Source organism: Rhizobium sp. YS-1r (assembly GCF_000757525.1).
GTDB classification, from domain to species: domain Bacteria; phylum Pseudomonadota; class Alphaproteobacteria; order Rhizobiales; family Rhizobiaceae; genus Neorhizobium; species Neorhizobium petrolearium.
On the sequence record NZ_JPYQ01000006.1, the window covers coordinates 960,260 to 980,555 of the forward strand.

The following is a 20,296-nucleotide window of genomic DNA, read 5'->3' on the forward strand; positions in this document are numbered from 1 at the left end:
CAGCAGGGTATTTCGGTGTTGGTTGTAATCGGAGCTGGAATGGCGCCGGCTGCGGGCGCCATTCAGTCATTGATGTCACGCGAGCGCTGGGCGCCCGGATCGAGATTATTTTTCGTAAGTCGTCAGATTGGTTTCGTTCGTATCGACCACGAACACGGCCAGTAGGCGAGCACGTTCGGTCTTGCTTGCATTTTCGCTGACGGCGTGATGGTCGCCGGGGAATTCCGAAAAGCTCTCGCCGGCATGGTAGACGGTCACCGGCCCGCCATTGACCTGGCTGGCGATCGCCCCTTCCAGAACCGTCGCATAAATGAACGCGGACTTGGGATGGGTATGAGCGGGCGAAGTGCCGCCGGGCGCATATTCGACGAGCACGCCCTTCATGCTCTTGCCCGGCACGTTCGGCAGCGGTTGGTCGTAGACCAGCGTCACCTTTTCGTCGCTGCCGTCATCGGCCGTGACCGCAGCCGCGGAGGCAAATACGAGAGCTATAGCGCAGAGAAATGTCCTGATCATCTTTCGTCTCCTTGTTGAGCAGGGGCCTGCCGGCCCGAGGGACCGGCAAGGCGGGGAGGAATTATTCGCGAGGGAACCGCTTATTTCTTCTGAGCGGCGGGAGACTGCAGCCAGTTTTTAAAGCTAATGGCACCGAGGCGGGCGCCGTCATTTGGAACCAGCGTCCGGTCGTCGATCTCGACTTCGAAATAACGGGCGCGCGGGTCAGCGACGACGGTGCGCGGATCGTTGGTGGCCTTGAGGTAGCGCGCGATGAATTCATTCATTGGTGCGCGCTCGGGGCCGGCGATCTCGATCATGCCGTTCACCGGTTCGGCCAGCGCGGCATCGGCCATGGCGTCGGCGACGTTGTCTGCTGCGATCGGCTGGAATGCCCCCGTCGGCACGCGAACATTCGTTCCCTCGGTTGCCGATTGGGCGATGGCCGCTACGAATTCGAAGAACTGGGTCGCATGGACGATCGTGTAGGGAATTCCTGACTTGCGGATATGCTCTTCCTGACGCAGCTTGGCGCGGAAATACCCCATCGTCTGCATACGGTCGGTGCCGACGACCGACAGTGCGACGTGATGGCGAACGCCGGCTGTCTTTTCTGCGGCAAAAAGGTTGCGGCCGGCTGCTTCGAAGAATTCCATGGCGACTTTTTCTTCGAAGGAGGGTGAGTTTGCCAGATCGATCACGACCTGGGCGCCGGCCAGAGCTTCGGCAAGGCCTTCACCAGTGACGGTGTTCACACCCGAATTCGGAGAGGCGGCAAGCACCTCATGTCCCCTCTTGCGAAGCCGTTCGACGGTCTTCGAACCAATGAGGCCCGTGCCTCCGATGACGACGATTTTCATGTTCGATCTCCTGGTTTCAAGTTGATGACGGGATTAAGAGATTGCCTGCGGGCGTTACCTCGCCGAGGCTGCTTCCTCGATCAGCGAGGCGATTTCCTTGGGATGCGAGACCATCAGGGCATGCGAGCCGCCCTCGATGACGACGGTCTTCACCGCATGCGCACGCTGCGCCATAAAGCCCATCACAGCCGGCGGGATGTTGCGATCTGCGGTGCCGTAGATCGCGTAGGACGGTAGTGTCTTCCACGAGGCGACGCCCGACGGTTCGGCCAATGCGGCCTGCGTGATGGGGCGCTGGGTGGCCGCCATCAGCCGCGCCTCGTCCTCGGGCACATCGGCGGCGAATTGATCGTGGTACCGCTCCTGCCGGATGTAGAGATCCTGGCCACCGTCCGGCAGCGCAGTCGTCGTTAGCGCATCCGCCAGGGTGCTGCCGGGAAATTTGCCTGAAAGGCGCGCGCTCGATTCGCCGGTGTCCGGGGCAAAGGCGGCGACATAGACCAGCGCCTTGACGTTGGAATTTCCGTTGGCCGCTTCGGTGATGACCGGTCCACCATAAGAATGACCGACCAACACGACCGGTCCCGGGATCGAGCGGAGAACGCTTGCGACTGCCGCGGCATCACTCGTCACACTGCGGAGCGGGTTGGCGGCTGCGATTGCCGTATAGCCGTCCTTGGCAAGCGCCTGAATTACGCCGTTCCAGCTCGATGACTCGGCAAATGCGCCGTGTACCAACACGATCGTCGGCTTCGTCCGAGGTTCCGCAGCCTGTCCAAACGTGGCAGCTGCCGTGCCGATCGTCGCAGCAAGTGCCAGAATATTGATGATATCACGCATCTGATGTCTCCTGTTGCAGCCTTTCGACCGAGCAGGAGAATGCGTCACGGCAGGCCGCCCGCCTATCGAACAGAGGCATCGACCGTCTAGTCCCAGAGTACAGGTAGGATAGATCGGGTGATTAGTTGCCCCGCCCGCCTCGGTGCAATCGCCTCCCGCTGCGAGCGTCCAAGGTACGCCAGTGACAGGCGCCATAACTCTTGGAGTGAACTCGCAGCCTTGAGAGGCCACGAATGGCAAAAACATGTCGCGGCGCTATGCGCCGAGAGCCGTTGTTTTCGAAAGTGATAAATGCAGGGCGCGCGAAGACGGTGATGCCGCAAGCTCAGGCTTGCGGCGCCTCGCGAAGGCTGGAAGGCAGTGAATCCCAAGCGCGAATGAGTTCGCCAACAGAAATAGTCCGCATCTTGCGCATCACATTGCTGCGGTGGAGTTTCACGGTGATCTCGCTGATTCCAAGCTCGAAAGCGATCTGCTTGTTCAGGCGGCCGCGCGCTACCTCGCGAAGCACCTGGCGTTCACGCGGCGTCAGGGTCGCGAACCGGGTGGTTTGCTGATAGATGTTTTCTGCCTGCGCCCTCTGCTCTACATCCCGCTGGATGCCGGCAATCACGGCGTCCAGCAGCGTCTGGTCCCGCACTGGTTTCGTCAGGAAATCGACGGCCCCGGCTTTCATGGCCTGCACGGTCATCGGAATATCGCCATATCCTGTAAGGAAGACGATGGGTTTCGTGATCCCGCGCGTTGACAGCTGGTTTTGCAGGTCCAGGCCGCTCGCGCCTGGCATACGGACGTCCAGCACCAAGCAACCGGGCCGATCAGGAAGGCCCGCGTTTAGCAACTCGCGAGGCGATGGAAAACAGGCGACGTCGAGGCCGACGGATTCCATAAGCTCCCGAAGGGAGTGGCGAACATCTTCGTCATCATCAACGACAAGAACCAACGGACTATCTGTAGCGACAGTTGAGCTAGCCATCGTGTCACCTCCCGGAACAAAGGATTGCGGACATGATGACGCATGGCTCGCTAGCCCCATCGCGCTCCGGGCGGATACGTACCAGCGAGTGAAAAATGCCGTTGCGGGTCAATATGAATGTATCCTTCATCACTCTACATCCCCATCTCCCAGAGAGGCCGCATCTCCAACCTCGTCAGCCGCAATTCAAAGTCCTGGTCCGCCTTTATCTCGGGACTACGCCCCATCTTCCGCCGCAAGCCCACGGCCTCGGTTCGCCGCCCTATCGGCAAGCCACTTGCGAACATCGCTTGAGAATTCCGGTGGCGCCTTGCGCTCCACGTCCCCAGCGATATTGGCCAGCGTCTGGCTCGCAAGCGAATCCCGCATCGCCTTCTCCGCACGCAGCATCACCGCATGGATTGCGCATACGCCTTTCGTCGCCCATGACGGCGGCCGCTCCCGATATACGGCACAGCGGCCGCGAATCTCCTGGCAATCGAACAAGGGCTTACTGCCTTCGATTGCGTCAACAACCTCCAGGACGGTGATGTCCCTGGGCTGCTTTGCGAGCAGGTATCCCCCTTTTACGCCTTCCGATGCGGACACGATCCCCGCTTTTTCCAGCTTCGGAAATATCTTCGCCAGAAAGCTCGGGGAAATTCCTTGAAAATCAGCCAGATCGCGGCTGCTGAGCGGCGCCTCGGGCGAGCTCGCCAACCACAGGAGACAATGCAACCCGTATTCCACGCCTGCCGTCATATGAGCCATAACGCAGACTATAATAGTCCGCGTTATACTTGGCAAGCATCAATTTGGGCCTCACCGCGAAGTGCAGCCAAAATCGATCAGCGATGCATCGCAATCTATGGGATGGAAGGAAATGGGATCCAACGATCTTAAACCCTCGTTTGAGAGTGCATCCACGAAAACGGCCATTATCAGCGACGTCGTCGCAATGCATTGTCGATCTCTACCACGCACCACCTCCCCCATTCTGGTGGTGCACGCGCTTGAGAGACTGCGATGGCAAATACTTCCCATCCGATCGAGACCACCACTGCCGCCTCAATGGCCGGCCCGCTGTTTCTATTGGCAGGCTCAACGGTTATCGTTTTAACGGACGCGTTGGCAGGAACTGCACTATCCATGGCTCGCCTCGACATGATGGGGGGTACGCATGCATCCGCCGACGAGTTCGCGAAGCTGGACTATGGCTATACTACCGCCAAACTCATCGCCTTCTCACTCACGCCTTGGCTAGCGGGACTGCTCACCCTTTACCGATGCGTCGTGATGGCAGGAGTTGTGATGACGGCAGCCTGCTTCGGTGCAGCCCATATCAACGATCTTGAACTCCTATTTGGTCTTCGGCTTCTCCAGGGCATGAGCGGTGGGGTATTGTTAACTGGCACGCAGGCGCTGCTGTTTCGGTCTTTTACCAGAAAGCACCAGCCAGTTGTCCAGAGCATCTATGCGGTCGGCGCAGTCGTCGCTCCAGCCACCCTCGCCCCTTACATGCACGGTTGGCTACTCGACAGGATCGACTGGTCTTTCATCTTTCTTTGGTCGGTTCCCTTCGGCATTGCGGGGATCGCCATGTTGGCGCTATCACCTCATTCTCAGGAGGTGCAAAGCAAGAGAGTGCGGTTCGACCTGGAAGGCTTGCTCCTGTTCACGGTTGCCGCGTCCTCCTTTACCTACGTCCTCAATCAAGGCAACCGGTGGGACTGGTTCAACGATCGCACCATCGTCATCGCATCTGCCGCCGGGTTCGCGGCTCTCGGCCTGCAACTGATCCGCCAGTTTTGCGATCAGCCGTTCGCCACGATCTTCAATTTTACTGTTTTCCGAAACGCCAATTTTGCATTTGGAATCGTCGCCAGTCTGGCAGCCGGTTTTGCGCTGCTCGGAAGCAGCTTCGTCATACCGTCGTTTGCCGTTTCCGTTCTCAAGATGACCCCGGTTGCCGCTGGCAGTCTGTTGCTTCCAAGCACGCTGACATTCATCGGCTCACTTTTTCTGACGGCGTTTTTGATCCAGAAGCTCAACTTGCCGGGCATTGTTACTGTCCCCTTCGGCATACTGGGTTTAATGTTCGCAATGTGGCTTCTCTCAGCCTCCAGCGGTGACAGCGGCATTACCGATATGACCCCTGCGATCCTGATACGAGGCCTTGCTCTTGGCTTCTTGTTCCTATCGATCACGCTCGTTACGCTCATGAGCCTGGATGAGTCACTTCTCCTTTACGGAGTCGCCTTGTTCAACATCGGCCGCCAGGTCGGTGGTCTGGTCGCAATATCTTTTCTGCAGACCTTTATCGAAGACCAGACCGCTTACAATCGCGCCGTGCTGGCTGCGCATATTCACCCGGGGAGTGAAGAGGTGATCGCGCGTATCGGCTCGGTTAGCAGGCTTCTCTCAAACCACGGGCTGGAATTCGACCTCGCTGACAAAACGGCAGTGTCGCTGATCGGCAAAAAGGTCGCCCTGCAAGCAACGACGATAGCCTTCGACACGGCCTTCTTCGCCATCACGATCTTCTTCCTGGCTGCAGCGCCTTGTTTGATCCTGTGGAAGATCGCACTGGGCCGCATCCATCCTGCAAAGGACCGCGCCTGAAACAGCTTTGCTCCATCCATCCGTCGCCGGTGACCGGTGCGTTGGAAGCCCAATCGCTACCCTGCGAACTGAGGCAATTTCGAAAGCCGCTCAGCCAGCAGGTCTATGAACAACCTCACCTTGGTGGGCAGGTAGTTGCGATTGGGAAAGGCAGCGCTAAGAGCAAACTCTACGCCCTTATGGGCCTTCATGATGTGGACAAGCCGTCCGGCCGCGATTTCCTCAATGACGACAGGTGCTGGCGCAAGAAATATCCCGCGCCCGCGTAGGGCGAGATCAAGGAGCAGGTCTGCACTGCTTGAAACGACATTGCCCTTCACCTTCGCCTCAACAACAGCCCCTTGGGGACCGATAAAGCGCCATAGATCGCCGTAAGCGTATAGGGAATATTGCAGGCAGTTATGCCCGAGCAGATCGCCCGGACTTTCAGGTTCTCCATGTCGTTCGATATATTCCGGGGCGCAGACTGGAAGGTGCCTCCACGTCGCCAGCTTCCTTACGATCAAATTGGCTTCCGGCATGATCATGCGGATCGCCAGATCGTAGCCGGCGTCGATCATGTCGATCATCCGCTCGCCGATATCCAGGCTGATGGTAACCTGGGGATGCCGCTCCAGGAATTCATCCGTGATCGGCCCCAGGCTCTTTATCATGGAGGAGTTTGTATAGATTCGCAGCGAGCCGCGAGGCATAGAAGAAAGGGCAGCCGTGGCTTCGTTCGCTTCTTCGAGATCCATCAAAATTGCAGAGGAACGATCGTAAAAGAACTTTCCTGTCTCGGTAACGCTTACCTTCCGCGTCGTTCGCTGCAGCAGCCGGACACCGAGACTATCTTCCAGCGCCTGTATGTGATTGGCCACCATCGTGGTTGACATGTTCAACTTCCGTGCCGCGGCGGAGAAGCCACCTGTTTCCACAACCCGACCGAAGACCTCGAGACTCTTCAACCTATCCATCGGTCCTTACCTTACACCTGTGCTTGATAATCCTTTTACATCTTCCCTCATTATCACGATCAAATTTTGCAGGCATCTATTCCGTCGAACGGGTGGACGGTCTTTCGTCTGCCACGGTGAAGGAGTTGGAAGATGGTTGAGTTAGCGAGCGCGAAAGCTTTTGAGGCCAAAGAGCCCGAGGAAAGCTTGCGCATCGTCGCCACGACCGAGTCGGTAGTTCCTGAGCCTCCCAATGCCGGCGCCCCAGCGCGCAAGTCCGCCAAACGAGGAGCGGTGCGGACGGGAATTCTCGCGATCACCCTTGCCGCCGGAGCTGCGATCGGAGTCGATACCGGATATAGGCACTTCGTTGTCAACCGCTACGTCCAACAGACCGACAATGCCTATGTGAAAGCTGACTTCACCACGGTCGCTCCCAAGGTGTCGGGATACATCAAGGAAATTCTTGTCGAAGACAACGACACGGTAAAGGCCGGCCAGCTTATTGCCCGCATTGACGACAGGGACTTCCAAATCGCACTCTCTCAGGCAAAGGCTGATCTCGAATCTGCGGATGCCGCGATCAGGAATGTCGACGCTCAGATTGCTCTGCAGCACTCGTTGGTCGAGCAGGCGGTAGCCGCTCTGAACTCGTCCAATGCTGCCTTCGCCTTTGCGCTGGCGGAAGCCGACAGATCAACCAAGCTGATTATGAACGGCGCCGGAACCCGGTCCCGTGCCGAACAAAGCGCTTCGCTGCGCGATCAGGCGGCCGCCGCAGTCAAACGCGACGAAGCAAATGTTATTGCAACCCGAAATAAAATTCCCGTGCTGGAATCACAGAAAGATCAGGCTGTGGCCCAGCGTCACCGCGTAGCGGCTCAAGTGGCGCAGGCGGAGCTCAACCTTTCTTACACGCAGATTGTGGCCCCCGTTGATGGCACGATCGGCGCGCGGACACTCAGAATCGGTCAACTCGTAAATGCCGGCACACAGCTGATGGCAGTCGTCCCGCTGGATGCGATTTACGTCGTCGCCAACTTCAAGGAGACCCAAGTCAGCGATATCCATCCTGCCCAGCCGGTGACGATTAGGGTAGACAGCTTTCCCGGTATTGAAATCGGCGGGCGAGTGGAAAGCCTCTCGCCCGGAAGCGGTTCTGAATTTTCTCTCCTCCCCGCCGACAACGCTACAGGTAATTTCACGAAAGTCGTCCAGCGGGTTCCTGTGAAGATAACGATTGATGACAAGACACTCGCCGGACGCCTTCGCGCCGGTATGTCCGTTGTCCCTCGTGTTGATACCCGAGACGGCCGCAACGATTTCTGGGATCACTGGATATTGCAATCGAACTAGAGCGATATGTTTTAAGCCCGTTCATCTCCAGCCTCCTTGAAGTAGGCTGCACACGCTTGCGGGGGCGATGGCTTTAAGAATTTGACGCACTCCGTCATGGATTGCGCTCGACTGGGCGAGGCCGAGGAAAATCCGACGGCTGCGCCAAAGAAAGGCCTCGCATCTTTAGCTCGAGATTCCGACGAACTCTTTTTTCGCCGCAATCTGTCGAGTGATCTCGATAAAGTCGATTACGGTTTTCGATTTTTCCTCCGCATGCCAAGCAACCAGCAGTTCGACTTCTGCAGGAATATCGTTGAGACGGCGGTAAACCACATAGGGGCTTGGGTTGTGAGCCAGCCAGGATGGTGCGATCGCCACACCGACGCCCGCCGCGACTAGGGTTCCGATTGCTAATGTGTGCGAGACTTCCTGCACGATCACCGGATAGACCCCTGCGCGGCGAAGTGCGTCCATGATTGCGTGATAATAGCTCGCGCCGACAAGCGGCGCATAGGTGATCAGCGGCTCACCGGCAAAGTCCTTCACTGTCAGGTCGTCTTTCTGGGCCAGCCGATGGTCTTTCGGCAGAACCGCCACGAAGCCCTCCTCCAGAATATGTTCCGTTTTCAAGAAGCCAGCCGGATTGGTCGAACGGATGAATGCGACCTGGACCTTGTTGCTCTGCAGCAGTTCCAACTGCTGCGCTGTTCCCAGAACCTGCACGTCGACCGTCATCGCCGGATAGAGTTTGCGAAAGTCGGCAATGACAGGCGGCATGACATGCGATAGCGCCAAATGGACTCCGCTGACGCAAATCGTTCCGCTGTCCTCGCCGGAAATGGAACGCGTATGCGTGACCGCCCTGTCTATGCCGCCCAGGATTTCCTGTGCGTGACGCAGGAATATCTCACCCGCCGGCGTGAGCTTCACACGGCGCGTCGTGCGGCGAAAGAGCCGGGTACCGAGCCGCTCTTCGAGCTGGCGGATCTGCTGGCTGAGAGGTGCCTGGGCCATGCCGAGCTTGTCGGCCGCGCGGCTGAAATGCAGTTCTTCCGCCACGCATGCGAAATAGTGGAGATGACGAAATTCGATGCCGTATTTCATATTTCATACATATCAATGATCCCGCGATTTTGTAATAGATAATAATCTATTCCCGTGATTAGCTTTCGAAAAAAATGACATAAAAATTGGAACAGCTGGGGTCGCCAGGCCCCGAAACGGGGCATTTATGACGCGTTTCTGGTTGCTGAAGATTCTGCGGACCGCGCTGACGCTCTGGTTCGTCGTGACGTTCACATTCGTGGTCTTGAGGACCTCCGGCGACCCGGTCGTCGCACTTGTCGGGGCCGACGCCACCCCGGAGGAAATCGAACAGTTCCGTGCGCTCTGGCGCCTCGATGACCCGCTATGGGTCCAATACTTGCGCTACGTCATGCAAATGGCGATCGGTGAGTTCGGCGTTTCCTATCGCGACGGTCGCGAGGTGATCGACATCATCGCCGAGCGTATCCCCTGGACGCTGATGCTGGGGCTCTTCTCCTATCTCGGTGCCATCCTGATCGGCGTTCCAGCGGGCATTGTCGCCGCCATCAAGCGCGGCTCGACTTTCGATAATCTCATCATGGCCACCGCAGTCTTCGGCTTCGCGCTGCCGAACTTCTTCCTCGGGGTCCTTATGATTCTGCTCTTCTCCCTGAGTCTGCAATGGCTTCCGAGTTCGGGCACGGGCTCCATCTGGCACCTGATCATGCCGGCGATCACGCTCGCCACGTTCACGGCTGGCACGCTCGCCCGCTTCACCCGCTCAGCCATGCTGGAAGTGCTCGACAGACTCTATATCCGGGCCGCCGCTGCAAAGGGAGTAAGTTATTGGAAGCGCATCATCTTCCATGCCCTGCCGAATGCCAGCATTCCCCTCGTGACGATCATCGGCCTCAACCTCGGCGAATTGATCGGCGGTGCGATCGTGGTGGAGACCGTCTTCGCCTGGCCGGGGGTCGGTCGCCTGCTGGTGACCGCCGTCTCGTCCAGGGATCTGGCGGTTGTCCAGGGGCTCGTCCTCATCATGGCCGTCACCATGGTGCTCGCAAACCTGGTGGTCGACCTGCTCTACGGCCTGCTCGATCCCCGCATCCGCGTACAGAATTGAGGACAGAAGGATGAAGCGCATCTCTCCCATCCTCGTCCTTGCCATTACGGTGCTCGTCATCGCCGTGCTGGTCGCGATTGTCGGCAACGTCTTCACGCCCTACGGCATGTCGCAGCAGAACCTGCTCGCGCGCCTCAGGCCACCGGCTTTCCTCACCGGCGGCAATCCGGATTTTCCGCTCGGCACCGACCGCATCGGCCGCGACATGGTGGCAAGGGTCATCGCCGGACTGCGGATGTCGCTCTCGGTCGCGATCGCCGGCACGATCATCGGAGCGGTCTTCGGCTCCGCGGTGGGCTTCATCGCCGCACATTTTAGGGGATGGGTGGAAGAAGTTCTGATGATGCTCGTCGACTTCCAGGCATCGCTCCCCTTCATCCTCATCACCTTGACGCTGCTTGCCTTTTTCGGCAACAGCATGACGCTCTTCGTGATCCTGATGGGCCTGTTCGGCTGGGAAAAATATGCGCGCCTCTCCCGCGGCGTGGTCCTGTCGGCGATCAGCCAGCCCTATGCCAAGGCGATCGTCGCACTCGGCGCAGGCAACGGCCGGCTTTATCTCAAGCACGTCCTGCCGAATGTCGCGAGCGCGCTGATCGTGCAGGTCACCCTGACCTTTCCGCAGATCATCCTTCTGGAAACCTCGCTCAGTTTCTTAGGCCTGGGCATCCAGCCTCCACAGACGAGCCTCGGCCAGATCCTCGGGGACGGACGCGACTACCTGTCGACCGCATGGTGGATCTCGGTCGTGCCCGGATCGATCATTTTCCTCGTCACGCTTTCGATGAGCATCGTCGGCGACTGGTTGCGTGACCGGCTCGACCCGATGCTGCGTGTCAGAACCGCATGAATAGAACCTTATAATCATAATAGGAGAAGGTGGAACCATGTATACCAGACGCGAAGTGGGAAGTCTCATTCTGGGAGCCGGTGCATTGTCGCTCGCCGGCCGCATGCCGCGGGCCAATGCCGCGGACCGGCCATCGCTGACGATCGCCGTCGACAATCTCTGGGCCAATATGGCGACGATCAACGGTATCTCGACCACGTCACGCCGCATCTTTCCGAATTTCTACGACACGCTCGTCGACCGTGACTATATCAATGATGAGAACGGCCTGCTCTTCGCGCCGAAACTTGCGACGAAATGGGAGCAGAACGGCAATGTCTGGAGCATCCAGCTGCGCGAAGGCGTGAAATTCCACGACGGCGCCGAGATGACGTCGGAGGATGCCGTCTTTACCTTGTCGCCCGAGCGACTATGGGGGCAGAAGCCGTTCGAACCGCGCGGCAAGACTTTCACGGCCGGCTTCAAGCGGGTCGAGGCGACTGGCAAATATACGTTCGAGATCGAAACCGAGCGTCCCGATCCCAACATTCCGGCAAAGCTGACCGGCTATATCGGCTTCGTCGTGCCGAAGAAATACTACATGGAAGTGGGCGTCGACGGCTTCGGCCAGAAGCCGATCGGCACGGGTCCCTACAAGGTGACGACCTTCCGTTCCGGCGAGATCATGGTGCTGGAGGCCTTCGACGATTATTGGGACGGCCCGCCACCGGTCAAGCAGATCTCCTGGAAGATCGTGCCGGAATTCGCCGCCCGCATGGCAGGCCTCGTCTCGGGCGAATTCGACTTCATGGTCAACATCCCGACCGATCAGGAGAAAACGCTGGAAAGCTACAAGGGCGTAGTGCTGAAGCGCGTGCTCGCCGACAACTATCCGGCCTTCGCCTTCAACACCCGCCCCGATCCGGAAGACAATCCGCTGGTCGACGCCAATCTGCGCTACGCCATGGTCCAGGCGATCGACATGGATTCGATTGTCCAGGCGCTGTTCAACGGCACGACCGAACATCCGGCCGTTCCGTTCAACTTCAAGGAATACGGCAAGTTCTATGATCCTGACTTGCCGGTGAAACTGCCCTACGACGTCGCCGCCGCCAAGGCGCTGGTCGCCAAGACGAAGTACAAGGGCGAGAAGCTGCTCTGGCACATCACTCGGCAGTTCTATCCGAACTACGAGGCGGCCGCCGAAATCATGGTCGAGCAATGGCGGGAGATCGGCGTCAACGTCGAAGCACAGGTGCTCGACAATTTCGAACTCGTCTATCGCCGCCCGTTCCATCTCATGAACATGTCCATGAGCTCGGACTTCATCCCCGGTGATCCCTACCAGCCGCTCTGGCTCGACTGGGGCCCGACCGCATCACGCTCGACGGCCAACTGGAAGACCTGGGATCCGACGCCGGAATTCGTCGAGCTCGGCAAGAAGTTCGACGCCACGACCGAATTCGAGGAGCGCAAGAAGGCCTATCTGGCGCTTTCGGAAGAATGGCAACGCGTGACGCCCGGCTACTACCTGTGGAAGAGCGTCTACAACTGCGCCCACCGTGCCGGCATCGAATTCAAATACAAGCCGAACGGCGAAATGCGCATCTACGGCGATTACTTCAAGTTCGTATGATGGCCAGGATACGCAAGCATGCGCTGAAGGACATGACGTTCGCGGAATTCCGCGAGCGTCTTTCCGAAAAGCCGGTCATCCTGTTGCCCTTCGGCAGCCAGGAGGAACAAGGCCCCCACGCCCCGATGGGTGATTTCATGCTGACCGAGGCGGTGGCGGGACAAGTGGCGGAAGCCTCCGACGCGATCGTCGCGCCGACCATTCCCTTCGGTTATGCGGATTTCTTCAAGACCATAGCGGGTGGCATCCAGTTGCGGCCTTCGACGTTTTCGGCTGTCGTCGAGGATACCGTGACCGCCTTCCTCGATCACGGTATCGAGCATATTCTGATCCTGAACGGCCATACCAGCAACGCACCGCTCTTCGATCAGACACTTCGCCGTATCCGCACGGAACGCGGGGTTTCAATCCCCTTCGTCAATCTCTGGCAATCGATCCCCGACGTGCTCTGGAAGGAATTGCACGGCAGTTCCGTCGCTGCTGCGCGCGGCCACGGCGGCGAGCCGCTGACTTCCATCTACCTGCATCTCTTCCCCGAACTGATGCGCATGGACCTCGCCCGTCCATCGGTGCGCGCCAAGGCGTTCGGCCTCCCGACCGGCGGCGTCAACAACATACAGTTCGAGGGCATGCCCGTGCATGTGCAGATGAACTGCCACGAGGTGAATGCCGACGGCATGCTGGGCGGTGATCCGTTGCTCGCCAGTGCGGAGAAAGGCGCAAGAATGGTCGAACATCTTGTTGGCTTCTGCGCCCGCTTCGTCGGACATATGCGCGGCTGCGACATGCGCTCGCCAACCGCCTTTGCACCTCAAGACACAAAGGCGGCCTCATGAGCAGCGAGCGACTTTCGATCGAACATTTGAACGTGCCGCTTCCGGAAGGCGCCGATCGGCGTTTTGCGGTCGAGGATCTGTCGCTGTCAGTGAGCAAGGGCGAAATCCTCTGCATCGTCGGCGAATCCGGTTCCGGCAAATCGCTGACGGCGCTTGCCACTATGGGCCTCCTGCCCCGCAACCTCGGGCAGCCGACCGGCCGAGTGATGTTCGAAGGCACGGACTTGCTGACCATCGACGATGCGACCCGGCGCAGCATCACCGGCCGGCGCATCGCCATGATCTTCCAGGAACCCATGGCAGCGCTGAACCCGATCTTCCGGGTCGGCGAACAGGTGTCGGAAACCTTCCGTATCCACACGAAACTATCGCAGGCGGAGATCCGCAGGAAGGTGATCGACCTTTTCCGCGAGGTGCAGCTTCCCAATCCGGAGCAGATCTACCACTCCTATCCCCACCAGCTTTCCGGCGGCCAGTGCCAGCGCGTCATGATCGCTACGGCGCTCGCGCTCGATCCGTCGGTTCTGATCGCCGACGAACCGACGACGGCGCTCGACGTCACCACCCAGGCGCAGATCCTCAAGCTGATGCTGGACCTGCGCGCCAGACATGACACCGGCATCATCTTCATCACCCATGATTTCGGCGTTGTGGCGGAAATCGCCGACCGCGTCGCGGTGATGCAGATGGGCTGCCTCGTCGAGATCGGCACGCGCGACGAAATCCTCAATCACCCGCGTCAGGATTATACCCGCCGGCTGCTCGCATCCGTACCGACGCTGACGCCGCGCAAGGAGCGCCAAGGGCTCGGCGATCCGGTGCTGATCGCGAGGAACATCATGAAAACCTTCACCCGCTCCGGCCTGTTCGGCGGCGGCCGCACCGTGAAGGCGGTCGACAACGTCGACATCACCATCCGCCGCGGCGAAACGCTCGGCCTCGTGGGCGAATCCGGCTCCGGCAAATCGACGCTTGCCCAATGCGTCATCCGCCTGGTGCAGCCGGAAAGTGGCGATATCCTGATTTCCGGCGGCGATTTCGCCGAACTCTCCGGCAAGGCGTTGCGCGAAGCGCGCCGCAAAGTGCAGATCGTCTTCCAGGATCCGTATACCGCCCTCGACCCGCGCGAAAAGGTCGGCGATGCGATTGCCGAAGGTCCCATCATTCATGGGCTCGATCGCAAGGCCGCCATGGCCCGCGCCCTCGACCTCCTTCAAGCCTGCGGACTCGACAGGGCCTCGGCCAGTCGCTTCCCGCACGAGTTCTCTGGCGGCCAGCGGCAGCGCATATGCATCGCGAGAGCGCTTGCAGTCGAGCCAGAGCTTCTAATCGCCGACGAAAGCGTCTCGGCGCTCGACGTCTCGGTGCAGGCGCAGGTGCTGAAACTGCTCGCCGACATGCAGGCCCGGCTCGGCTTCGGTATCCTGTTCATCACTCACGATCTGCGGGTCGCAAGCCAGATCTGCGACAACATCGCGGTCATGAAGAACGGGAAAATCGTCGAACGTGGCGACCCGGCTTCGCTCTTCGGCGCGCCGAAGGAAACCTACACCAAGGAACTGCTTGCCGCCGTACCCGGCAAGGGCTGGCAACATCACGCGGCTGAAAACGAGGCCGGAGAATCCATGCTCCGGAAGGAAGCGCCATGAAGAAATACCACATCGGGCCTGTGCCGAAACAGGTCGACGCCGAACTCATCCGGAAATTCGAGAGCGTCGAGGTCGCGACGATCGGCCATTTCCGCCATCGCGGGTTCCTGCGCCATTCGATCACGCCGGTTGTCGAACCGAAGAAGACATTGGTCGGCACGGCGGTGACGGTCGCGATCCCTGCAACGGATTCGACTCTTCTCCATCATGCCGTCGGCTTGCTGCGTCCGGGGGATTTTCTGTTCGTCGACCGGCTTGGCGACGACCGGCACGCCTGTATCGGCGGCGGGGTTGCCTTTGCCATCAGGACGGCCGGTGCGATCGGCGTTGCGATCGATGGCCCGTGCACCGATGTCGAGGAAATCGTCGAACTCGGCATGCCGCTCTGGTGTCGGGGCGTCTCCGGCATCACCACACGGCTCAACGACCTCGGTGGGTCGCTCAATCTTCCCGTTTCGTGTGGCAACGTACCGGTCCTGCCGGGCGATGTCGTGGTCGCCGACGCGAGCGGCATCGTGGTTATCTCCGCCGATGAAGCGGAAGAAGTCGTGGAAGAGGCAATGGCGCGGCAAGCCCGCGCCGGACGCAACAAGCACAGGATCGAGGCGGGCGAAAAGCTCGGCGATCTTTCGGGCGCAAGCCGCATGGTGGCCGCCGCGCTGGAGAGCCAATAATGGAAAACCCGCAATATAACCATTTGCGCGTCGAACGCGGCATCTATCGCAAGGTGGCCGGCGTCAGCGAACATGGTGTCGTCACGTCACAACATTATGCGGCAGCCGAGGCAGGCGCTGCGGTTCTTGCCGCTGGCGGCAATGCCGTCGATGCGGCGGTCACCGCCGCCTTCACGCTTCAGACCGTCGAACCATGGATGACCAGCCTCGCCGCCTGCGGCTACATGCTCATCGCCGAGCCGGACGGCAAGGTCGAGGTGGTCGAGTTCACCGGACGCGTGCCGTCCACTTTCGATCAGGAGTTCTACAAGCCGGATCCGACAATCAGGACCTTCATCGGCCACCCGGCCTCGATCGACAACCGCAACGTCCGGGGCTTTACCGCCGCCGTCGTGCCGGGCTGCGTGCGCGGTTTTGCCGAGGCGCTGAAACGCTATGGCACGATCGGTTTCGACAGGGCTCTGGCGCCCGCGATCGAACGTGCCCGCAAGGGCATGTATGTTGACTGGCACACGACGCTGGCGGTCGCCATTGCCGAAGGCGAGCTTGCCATGGACCCCGGCACGCGCTCCATTTTTCTGCCCGGCGGCCACGCGCCCGAACCGGGAGCGACGCTGCCGCTTGAGCAACTCACACAGACGCTGGAACAGCTCGCCAACGAAGGCCCGGACGCACTTTATGGGGGTGCGATCGGCGAGAAGCTCGTTGCCGATCTGAATGCCGGTGGCAGCTCGATCACGCTTGCGGATATGGCGAACTATGCGCCCCTCCTCTATCCATCGCGGACCATGTCACTGCAGGGGAAGACCGTGCACGTGGCCGGAGAAACCAGCGCCGGCCAGCGGCTCTTCGACGCGCTCGATCACTTCGACAGGAAGCGCGGCAGGGGGCCGGTCGACGCCGGTTTCTTCACGGCCATGGCCGAAGCGCTGTGGGAAAGTTTCGGCGCCCACCGCAAGCGCCTTAACCCGGCCGAGACGAACGGCAAGACCAGCACGACGCAGGTCAACGCAGTTGACCATGAAGGCCGAATGGTGGCGATCACCTTCACGTTGCTCAACCGGTTCGGCGCCCGTGCCCTGTCGCCTTCGACCGGTATCCTGCTCAACAACGGCATGTCCTGGTTCGATCCGACGCCCGGGCGAGCCAATTCGCTGAAACCGAATGCCTATGCGCCGAGCAATATGTGTCCCGTGGCGATCACCGACGAAAACGGTTCATTCGCCGCCTATGGCGCTGCTGGCGGCAACCAGATCGTCCCATCGCTGACCCAGCTGACCGGCATGATCGTGCATGCGGGCCTTGATATCGAGGACGCGATGAACACCCCGCGCATGACGACAGGTCCGCATAGCGACATCATTTTCAATATCGACATGCCTGCCGATCAGATAGAGGCGCTCGAAAAGATCGCCAAGATCCGGCCGGCGGCAGCGGTCGTCTATCCTCGCCCCTTCGCTGCGCCCGGCATGGTCGGCCGTCGCGGAGCATCGTTCGTCGGAATGCCCGACATCACTTATCCGGCCGCTTTCGCTGCCACAGCCTAAACGAGGCTCTCATGTCGGACCCATTATTTGCAGCCGTTGAGATAGACGGCGTATTGAAGATTATTCCGCCGACCGCGCCGGCTGTCCCGCTTGTCTTCGATTCACCCCATAGCGGACTGACGATTCCAGATTTTGAACGGACGGTCTCCGACGAGTTGGTGCGGGTTGCAGCCGATACCTACGTGGACGATCTTTTCGGCTTCGCACCCTCGATAGGTGCGCCGTTGCTTATCGCCCTGTTCCCACGCAGTTTCCTCGATCTCAACCGATCGGTGAGGGACGTCGACGTCGAAATGATCGAAGGTGAATGGCCGCACCCGACCCGCGACAGCGCCGCCGCCCGTCGGGGCATGGGGCTTGCCTGGCGTTACGCCTGGGGCGATACGCCGATGTATGGCCGAAAGTTAACCGTGGAGGAGCTCGAAAAGCGGGTCGAAACCTACTGGCGCCCCTATCACCGAGAGATCGTTCGGCTACTCGACGAAACCTACGCCACCTTCGGCAAGGTCTATCACGTCAACTGCCATTCCATGCCCGCGATCGGCCATGTGCTTTCACCCGATCCACCGGGCACGGTCCGCAAGGATGTGGTTGTCGGCGATTATGACGGACAGTCGAGCGAGCCGGATTTCGTCAACCTCGTCATCGAGACTCTAGAAGGTCTCGGCTACTCGGTTTCGCTGAATGTCCCCTTCCGTGGTGCAGAGCTCGTCTCCGCCTATTCTGCCCCGTCGAACAAGCGCCACAGCATTCAGATCGAGTTGAATCGGAAGCTCTACATGGACGAAGATACGCGCGAAAAGAATGCCGGCTATGCAGAGCTCAAGGCCAATCTCGCGCTCTTAGGCACGAGATTGCGCGAGTATGTTACGACTTTGGCTTAAGTCGGATACCGCAATGCAATTCTGTTCTGAATGCGACTTTCGAATTTTCCGCCTTTGAAGAGAAATCCAACCCCATCATCGCCTCTTGTAGCAGGAGCAGACCGCTCAACAGAAGAAAGCTATGGCCAGGAGCACCCGACGCTGGAGGCAGTTCCCTTTCCGTGAGCAATTCTGCAAGTCCATTGCAATCCCGCCCGACCCGACCATCCCTGCATAGGGTGTTCCCTCATTCCTTACCAAACCCTCATGCGATCTGGACGACATGCCCGTGTGAGACCTCTCGGTATTCGCGCTTGGGCGGCACATAGTTGACGGGGCGGATCGGGCTCTTGATCTCGTCGGTCGACATGTTGCGCTTGATCCGGCGGCGCGACGGATCGGGCACCGGCACGGCCGACATCAGCTTCTTCGTATAGGGATGCTGCGGGTTCTCGAACACCGCTGCCCGCGGGCCGATCTCGACGATCTCGCCGAGATACATCACCGCCACCCGGTGGCTCACCCGTTCCACCACCGCCATGTCGTGGGAGATGAACAGGAAGGCGAGGTTGAGGCTCTGCTGCAGGTCGAGCAAAAGGTTGCAGACCTGCGCCTTGATCGACACGTCGAGCGCCGACACCGCCTCGTCGGCGACGATCACCTTCGGGTCGAGCATCAGGGCGCGGGCGATCGCCACGCGCTGCCGCTGGCCGCCCGAGAACTCGTGCGGGAAACGCCGCATCATGTCGGCGGACAGGCCCACCTTCTCCATCAGGCTCGCCGCCTTGTCGCGCGCCTGCTGCTTGGTACCGAGACTGTGCTCGATGAACGGCTCCATCACCGCCGAGCCGACGCTCATGCGCGGGTTCAATGAGGCGAACGGGTCCTGGAACACCATCTGGATCGACCGCCGCATCTGCCTCAGCGTCGACTGGTCGAGCTTCATCACCTCGTAGCCGTCGAGCGTGACGTCGCCACTGGTCGGCGTGATGAGGCGGGTGACCGAGCGGCCGGTCGTGGACTTGCCGCAGCCCGATTCGCCGACGAGCGACAGCGTCTCGCCCTCGAACAGGTTGAAGGAGACCTTCTCGACCGCATGCACGGCGCCGCTCTTGCGGCCGAACAGGCCGGAATGGATGTCGAAGCGCGTCGTCAGGTCCTTGACGTCGAGGATCGGCGTCTTGCCCTTGGCGACCGTGTCGGTGACGTCGGCAAGCGGCTGCTGCTCGCCGGTTTTTATGTCGATGATCGGGAAGCGCAGCGGCAGCCTGCGGTCGCCCATCGAACCGAGCCGCGGCACGGCCGATAGAAGTGCGCGTGTATAGGGATGCTTGCCGCGATGAAAAATGTCGCCGGTCTCGCCCGTCTCGACCGCGTCGCCACGATACATGACGATGGTGCGGTCGGCGACCTCGGCCACGACGCCCATGTCATGGGTGATGAACAGCACCGACATGCCCTCCTCTTCCTGCAGCAGCTTGATGAGGTCGAGGATCTGGCCCTGGATCGTCACGTCGAGCGCCGTGGTCGGCTCGTCGGCGATCAGAAGCTTCGGTTTCGAGGCGAGCGCCATGGCGATCATCACCCGCTGCCGCATGCCGCCGGAGAACTGGTGCGGATATTCGTCGTAGCGGCTTTTGGCATTGGGGATGCGCACCTTTTCGAGCAGGCGCACGACCTCCGCCTTGGCGTCGGCCTTGGTGATGTCCTTGTGGACGGTGAGCGCCTCGGCGATCTGCTTGCCGATCGGGAAGATCGGGTTGAGCGAGGTCATCGGCTCCTGGAAGATCATCGAGATCTCGTTGCCGCGCACCTGGCGCATCTGTTCTTCCGGCAAGGACAGGAGTTCCCTGCCGTTGAGAAATACCTCGCCTTCGATACGGCTGGAATTCTTCGGCAGGAGCCGCATGATCGACAGCGAGGTGACGCTCTTGCCGGAGCCGCTCTCCCCGACGATCGCCACCGTCTCGCGCGGCGCCACGTCAAAGGAAATGTTGCGCACCACCGTGCGCCATTCATCGTTCACACGAAACGACGTGGAAAGGTTCTTCACCGACAGCACCGG

At 60.0% G+C, this 20,296-nt stretch carries 18 protein-coding genes; 10 read left to right on the forward strand and 8 right to left on the reverse strand.

Annotated features, from left to right (window positions below; translation table 11 throughout):
• Nucleotides 1-105: 105 nt before the first annotated feature.
• From JL39_RS09045 to JL39_RS09065, 5 genes are all read right to left on the reverse strand, one after another.
• Complete coding sequence (locus JL39_RS09045) at nucleotides 106-516, reverse strand: cupin domain-containing protein (RefSeq protein ID WP_037148374.1); 411 nt, start codon at nucleotides 514-516, stop codon at nucleotides 106-108.
• Nucleotides 517-596: 80 nt separating this feature from the next.
• Nucleotides 597-1,355, reverse strand: a complete 759-nt coding sequence (locus JL39_RS09050) for an SDR family oxidoreductase (protein ID WP_037148376.1) — start codon at nucleotides 1,353-1,355, stop codon at nucleotides 597-599.
• Nucleotides 1,356-1,409: 54 nt separating this feature from the next.
• The gene (locus JL39_RS09055; protein WP_037148378.1) at nucleotides 1,410-2,195 is read right to left on the reverse strand and encodes an alpha/beta hydrolase; all 786 of its coding nucleotides are present in this window, start codon (nucleotides 2,193-2,195) and stop codon (nucleotides 1,410-1,412) included.
• Between the two features lie 325 nt (nucleotides 2,196-2,520).
• A complete protein-coding gene (locus JL39_RS09060) occupies nucleotides 2,521-3,171 on the reverse strand; it encodes a response regulator transcription factor (RefSeq protein ID WP_037148381.1) in 651 nt (216 codons plus the stop codon).
• Nucleotides 3,172-3,387: 216 nt separating this feature from the next.
• The gene (locus JL39_RS09065; protein WP_037148383.1) at nucleotides 3,388-3,921 is read right to left on the reverse strand and encodes an Rrf2 family transcriptional regulator; all 534 of its coding nucleotides are present in this window, start codon (nucleotides 3,919-3,921) and stop codon (nucleotides 3,388-3,390) included.
• 255 nt (nucleotides 3,922-4,176) lie between these two features.
• Between JL39_RS09065 and JL39_RS09070 the strand changes: the two genes are divergently transcribed.
• The gene (locus JL39_RS09070) at nucleotides 4,177-5,772 is read left to right on the forward strand and encodes an MFS transporter (RefSeq protein ID WP_052182758.1); all 1,596 of its coding nucleotides are present in this window, start codon (nucleotides 4,177-4,179) and stop codon (nucleotides 5,770-5,772) included.
• Between the two features lie 56 nt (nucleotides 5,773-5,828).
• Here JL39_RS09070 and JL39_RS09075 read toward each other — a convergent pair whose 3' ends face one another.
• Nucleotides 5,829-6,728 carry a LysR family transcriptional regulator gene (locus JL39_RS09075; RefSeq protein WP_037148385.1) on the reverse strand — a complete coding sequence of 300 codons (900 nt, stop codon included), beginning with the start codon at nucleotides 6,726-6,728 and terminating at the stop codon, nucleotides 5,829-5,831.
• Between the two features lie 132 nt (nucleotides 6,729-6,860).
• Between JL39_RS09075 and JL39_RS09080 the strand changes: the two genes are divergently transcribed.
• Nucleotides 6,861-8,063, forward strand: coding sequence for an HlyD family secretion protein (locus JL39_RS09080; protein ID WP_037148387.1), 1,203 nt, complete (start codon nucleotides 6,861-6,863; stop codon nucleotides 8,061-8,063).
• Nucleotides 8,064-8,228: 165 nt separating this feature from the next.
• On the opposite strand, the gene JL39_RS09085 is transcribed toward JL39_RS09080, so the two are convergent.
• The gene (locus tag JL39_RS09085; RefSeq protein ID WP_037148389.1) at nucleotides 8,229-9,149 is read right to left on the reverse strand and encodes a LysR substrate-binding domain-containing protein; all 921 of its coding nucleotides are present in this window, start codon (nucleotides 9,147-9,149) and stop codon (nucleotides 8,229-8,231) included.
• 127 nt (nucleotides 9,150-9,276) lie between these two features.
• Here JL39_RS09085 and JL39_RS09090 point away from each other — a divergent pair, with 127 nt between their 5' ends.
• From JL39_RS09090 to JL39_RS09125, 8 genes are read left to right on the forward strand one after another with little or no spacing between them, the layout of a single operon-like run.
• A complete protein-coding gene (locus JL39_RS09090; RefSeq protein ID WP_037148391.1) occupies nucleotides 9,277-10,197 on the forward strand; it encodes an ABC transporter permease in 921 nt (306 codons plus the stop codon).
• A gap of 10 nt (nucleotides 10,198-10,207) precedes the next feature.
• Nucleotides 10,208-11,047, forward strand: coding sequence for an ABC transporter permease (locus JL39_RS09095; protein ID WP_037148393.1), 840 nt, complete (start codon nucleotides 10,208-10,210; stop codon nucleotides 11,045-11,047).
• Between the two features lie 37 nt (nucleotides 11,048-11,084).
• Nucleotides 11,085-12,662, forward strand: coding sequence for an ABC transporter substrate-binding protein (locus JL39_RS09100; RefSeq protein WP_037148394.1), 1,578 nt, complete (start codon nucleotides 11,085-11,087; stop codon nucleotides 12,660-12,662).
• Complete coding sequence (locus JL39_RS09105; RefSeq protein WP_037148396.1) at nucleotides 12,659-13,498, forward strand: creatininase family protein; 840 nt, start codon at nucleotides 12,659-12,661, stop codon at nucleotides 13,496-13,498. Before JL39_RS09100 ends, JL39_RS09105 begins: the two co-directional genes overlap by 4 nt.
• Entirely contained in the window at nucleotides 13,495-15,147 is a 1,653-nt protein-coding gene (locus JL39_RS09110; RefSeq protein WP_037148398.1) for an ABC transporter ATP-binding protein, read from the forward strand. Before JL39_RS09105 ends, JL39_RS09110 begins: the two co-directional genes overlap by 4 nt.
• Nucleotides 15,144-15,821, forward strand: a complete 678-nt coding sequence (locus tag JL39_RS09115; RefSeq protein WP_037148400.1) for an RraA family protein — start codon at nucleotides 15,144-15,146, stop codon at nucleotides 15,819-15,821. The genes JL39_RS09110 and JL39_RS09115 overlap by 4 nt, the downstream gene beginning before the upstream one ends.
• Nucleotides 15,821-17,368, forward strand: coding sequence for a gamma-glutamyltransferase (locus JL39_RS09120; RefSeq protein ID WP_052182759.1), 1,548 nt, complete (start codon nucleotides 15,821-15,823; stop codon nucleotides 17,366-17,368). Before JL39_RS09115 ends, JL39_RS09120 begins: the two co-directional genes overlap by 1 nt.
• An 11-nt stretch (nucleotides 17,369-17,379) precedes the next feature.
• Nucleotides 17,380-18,252: an N-formylglutamate amidohydrolase gene (locus JL39_RS09125; protein ID WP_052182760.1), complete on the forward strand. Its 873-nt coding sequence runs from the start codon at nucleotides 17,380-17,382 to the stop codon at nucleotides 18,250-18,252.
• A gap of 244 nt (nucleotides 18,253-18,496) precedes the next feature.
• On the opposite strand, the gene JL39_RS09130 is transcribed toward JL39_RS09125, so the two are convergent.
• Nucleotides 18,497-20,296 (reverse strand): ABC transporter ATP-binding protein (locus tag JL39_RS09130; RefSeq protein ID WP_052182782.1); only part of this gene is annotated, 1,800 nt, incomplete at its 5' end.

Excerpts from the sequence above, each read along its gene's own strand:
- JL39_RS09045 (WP_037148374.1), bottom strand. The coding sequence starts at position 516 with ATGATCAGGACATTTCTCTGCGCTATAGCTCTCGTATTTGCCTCCGCG.
- JL39_RS09050 (WP_037148376.1), bottom strand. The coding sequence starts at position 1,355 with ATGAAAATCGTCGTCATCGGAGGCACGGGCCTCATTGGTTCGAAGACC.
- JL39_RS09055 (WP_037148378.1), bottom strand. The coding sequence starts at position 2,195 with ATGCGTGATATCATCAATATTCTGGCACTTGCTGCGACGATCGGCACG.
- JL39_RS09060 (WP_037148381.1), bottom strand. The coding sequence starts at position 3,171 with ATGGCTAGCTCAACTGTCGCTACAGATAGTCCGTTGGTTCTTGTCGTT.
- JL39_RS09065 (WP_037148383.1), bottom strand. The coding sequence starts at position 3,921 with ATGGCTCATATGACGGCAGGCGTGGAATACGGGTTGCATTGTCTCCTG.
- JL39_RS09070 (WP_052182758.1), top strand. The coding sequence starts at position 4,177 with ATGGCAAATACTTCCCATCCGATCGAGACCACCACTGCCGCCTCAATG.
- JL39_RS09075 (WP_037148385.1), bottom strand. The coding sequence starts at position 6,728 with ATGGATAGGTTGAAGAGTCTCGAGGTCTTCGGTCGGGTTGTGGAAACA.
- JL39_RS09080 (WP_037148387.1), top strand. The coding sequence starts at position 6,861 with ATGGTTGAGTTAGCGAGCGCGAAAGCTTTTGAGGCCAAAGAGCCCGAG.
- JL39_RS09085 (WP_037148389.1), bottom strand. The coding sequence starts at position 9,149 with ATGAAATACGGCATCGAATTTCGTCATCTCCACTATTTCGCATGCGTG.
- JL39_RS09090 (WP_037148391.1), top strand. The coding sequence starts at position 9,277 with ATGACGCGTTTCTGGTTGCTGAAGATTCTGCGGACCGCGCTGACGCTC.
- JL39_RS09095 (WP_037148393.1), top strand. The coding sequence starts at position 10,208 with ATGAAGCGCATCTCTCCCATCCTCGTCCTTGCCATTACGGTGCTCGTC.
- JL39_RS09100 (WP_037148394.1), top strand. The coding sequence starts at position 11,085 with ATGTATACCAGACGCGAAGTGGGAAGTCTCATTCTGGGAGCCGGTGCA.
- JL39_RS09105 (WP_037148396.1), top strand. The coding sequence starts at position 12,659 with ATGATGGCCAGGATACGCAAGCATGCGCTGAAGGACATGACGTTCGCG.
- JL39_RS09110 (WP_037148398.1), top strand. The coding sequence starts at position 13,495 with ATGAGCAGCGAGCGACTTTCGATCGAACATTTGAACGTGCCGCTTCCG.
- JL39_RS09115 (WP_037148400.1), top strand. The coding sequence starts at position 15,144 with ATGAAGAAATACCACATCGGGCCTGTGCCGAAACAGGTCGACGCCGAA.
- JL39_RS09120 (WP_052182759.1), top strand. The coding sequence starts at position 15,821 with ATGGAAAACCCGCAATATAACCATTTGCGCGTCGAACGCGGCATCTAT.
- JL39_RS09125 (WP_052182760.1), top strand. The coding sequence starts at position 17,380 with ATGTCGGACCCATTATTTGCAGCCGTTGAGATAGACGGCGTATTGAAG.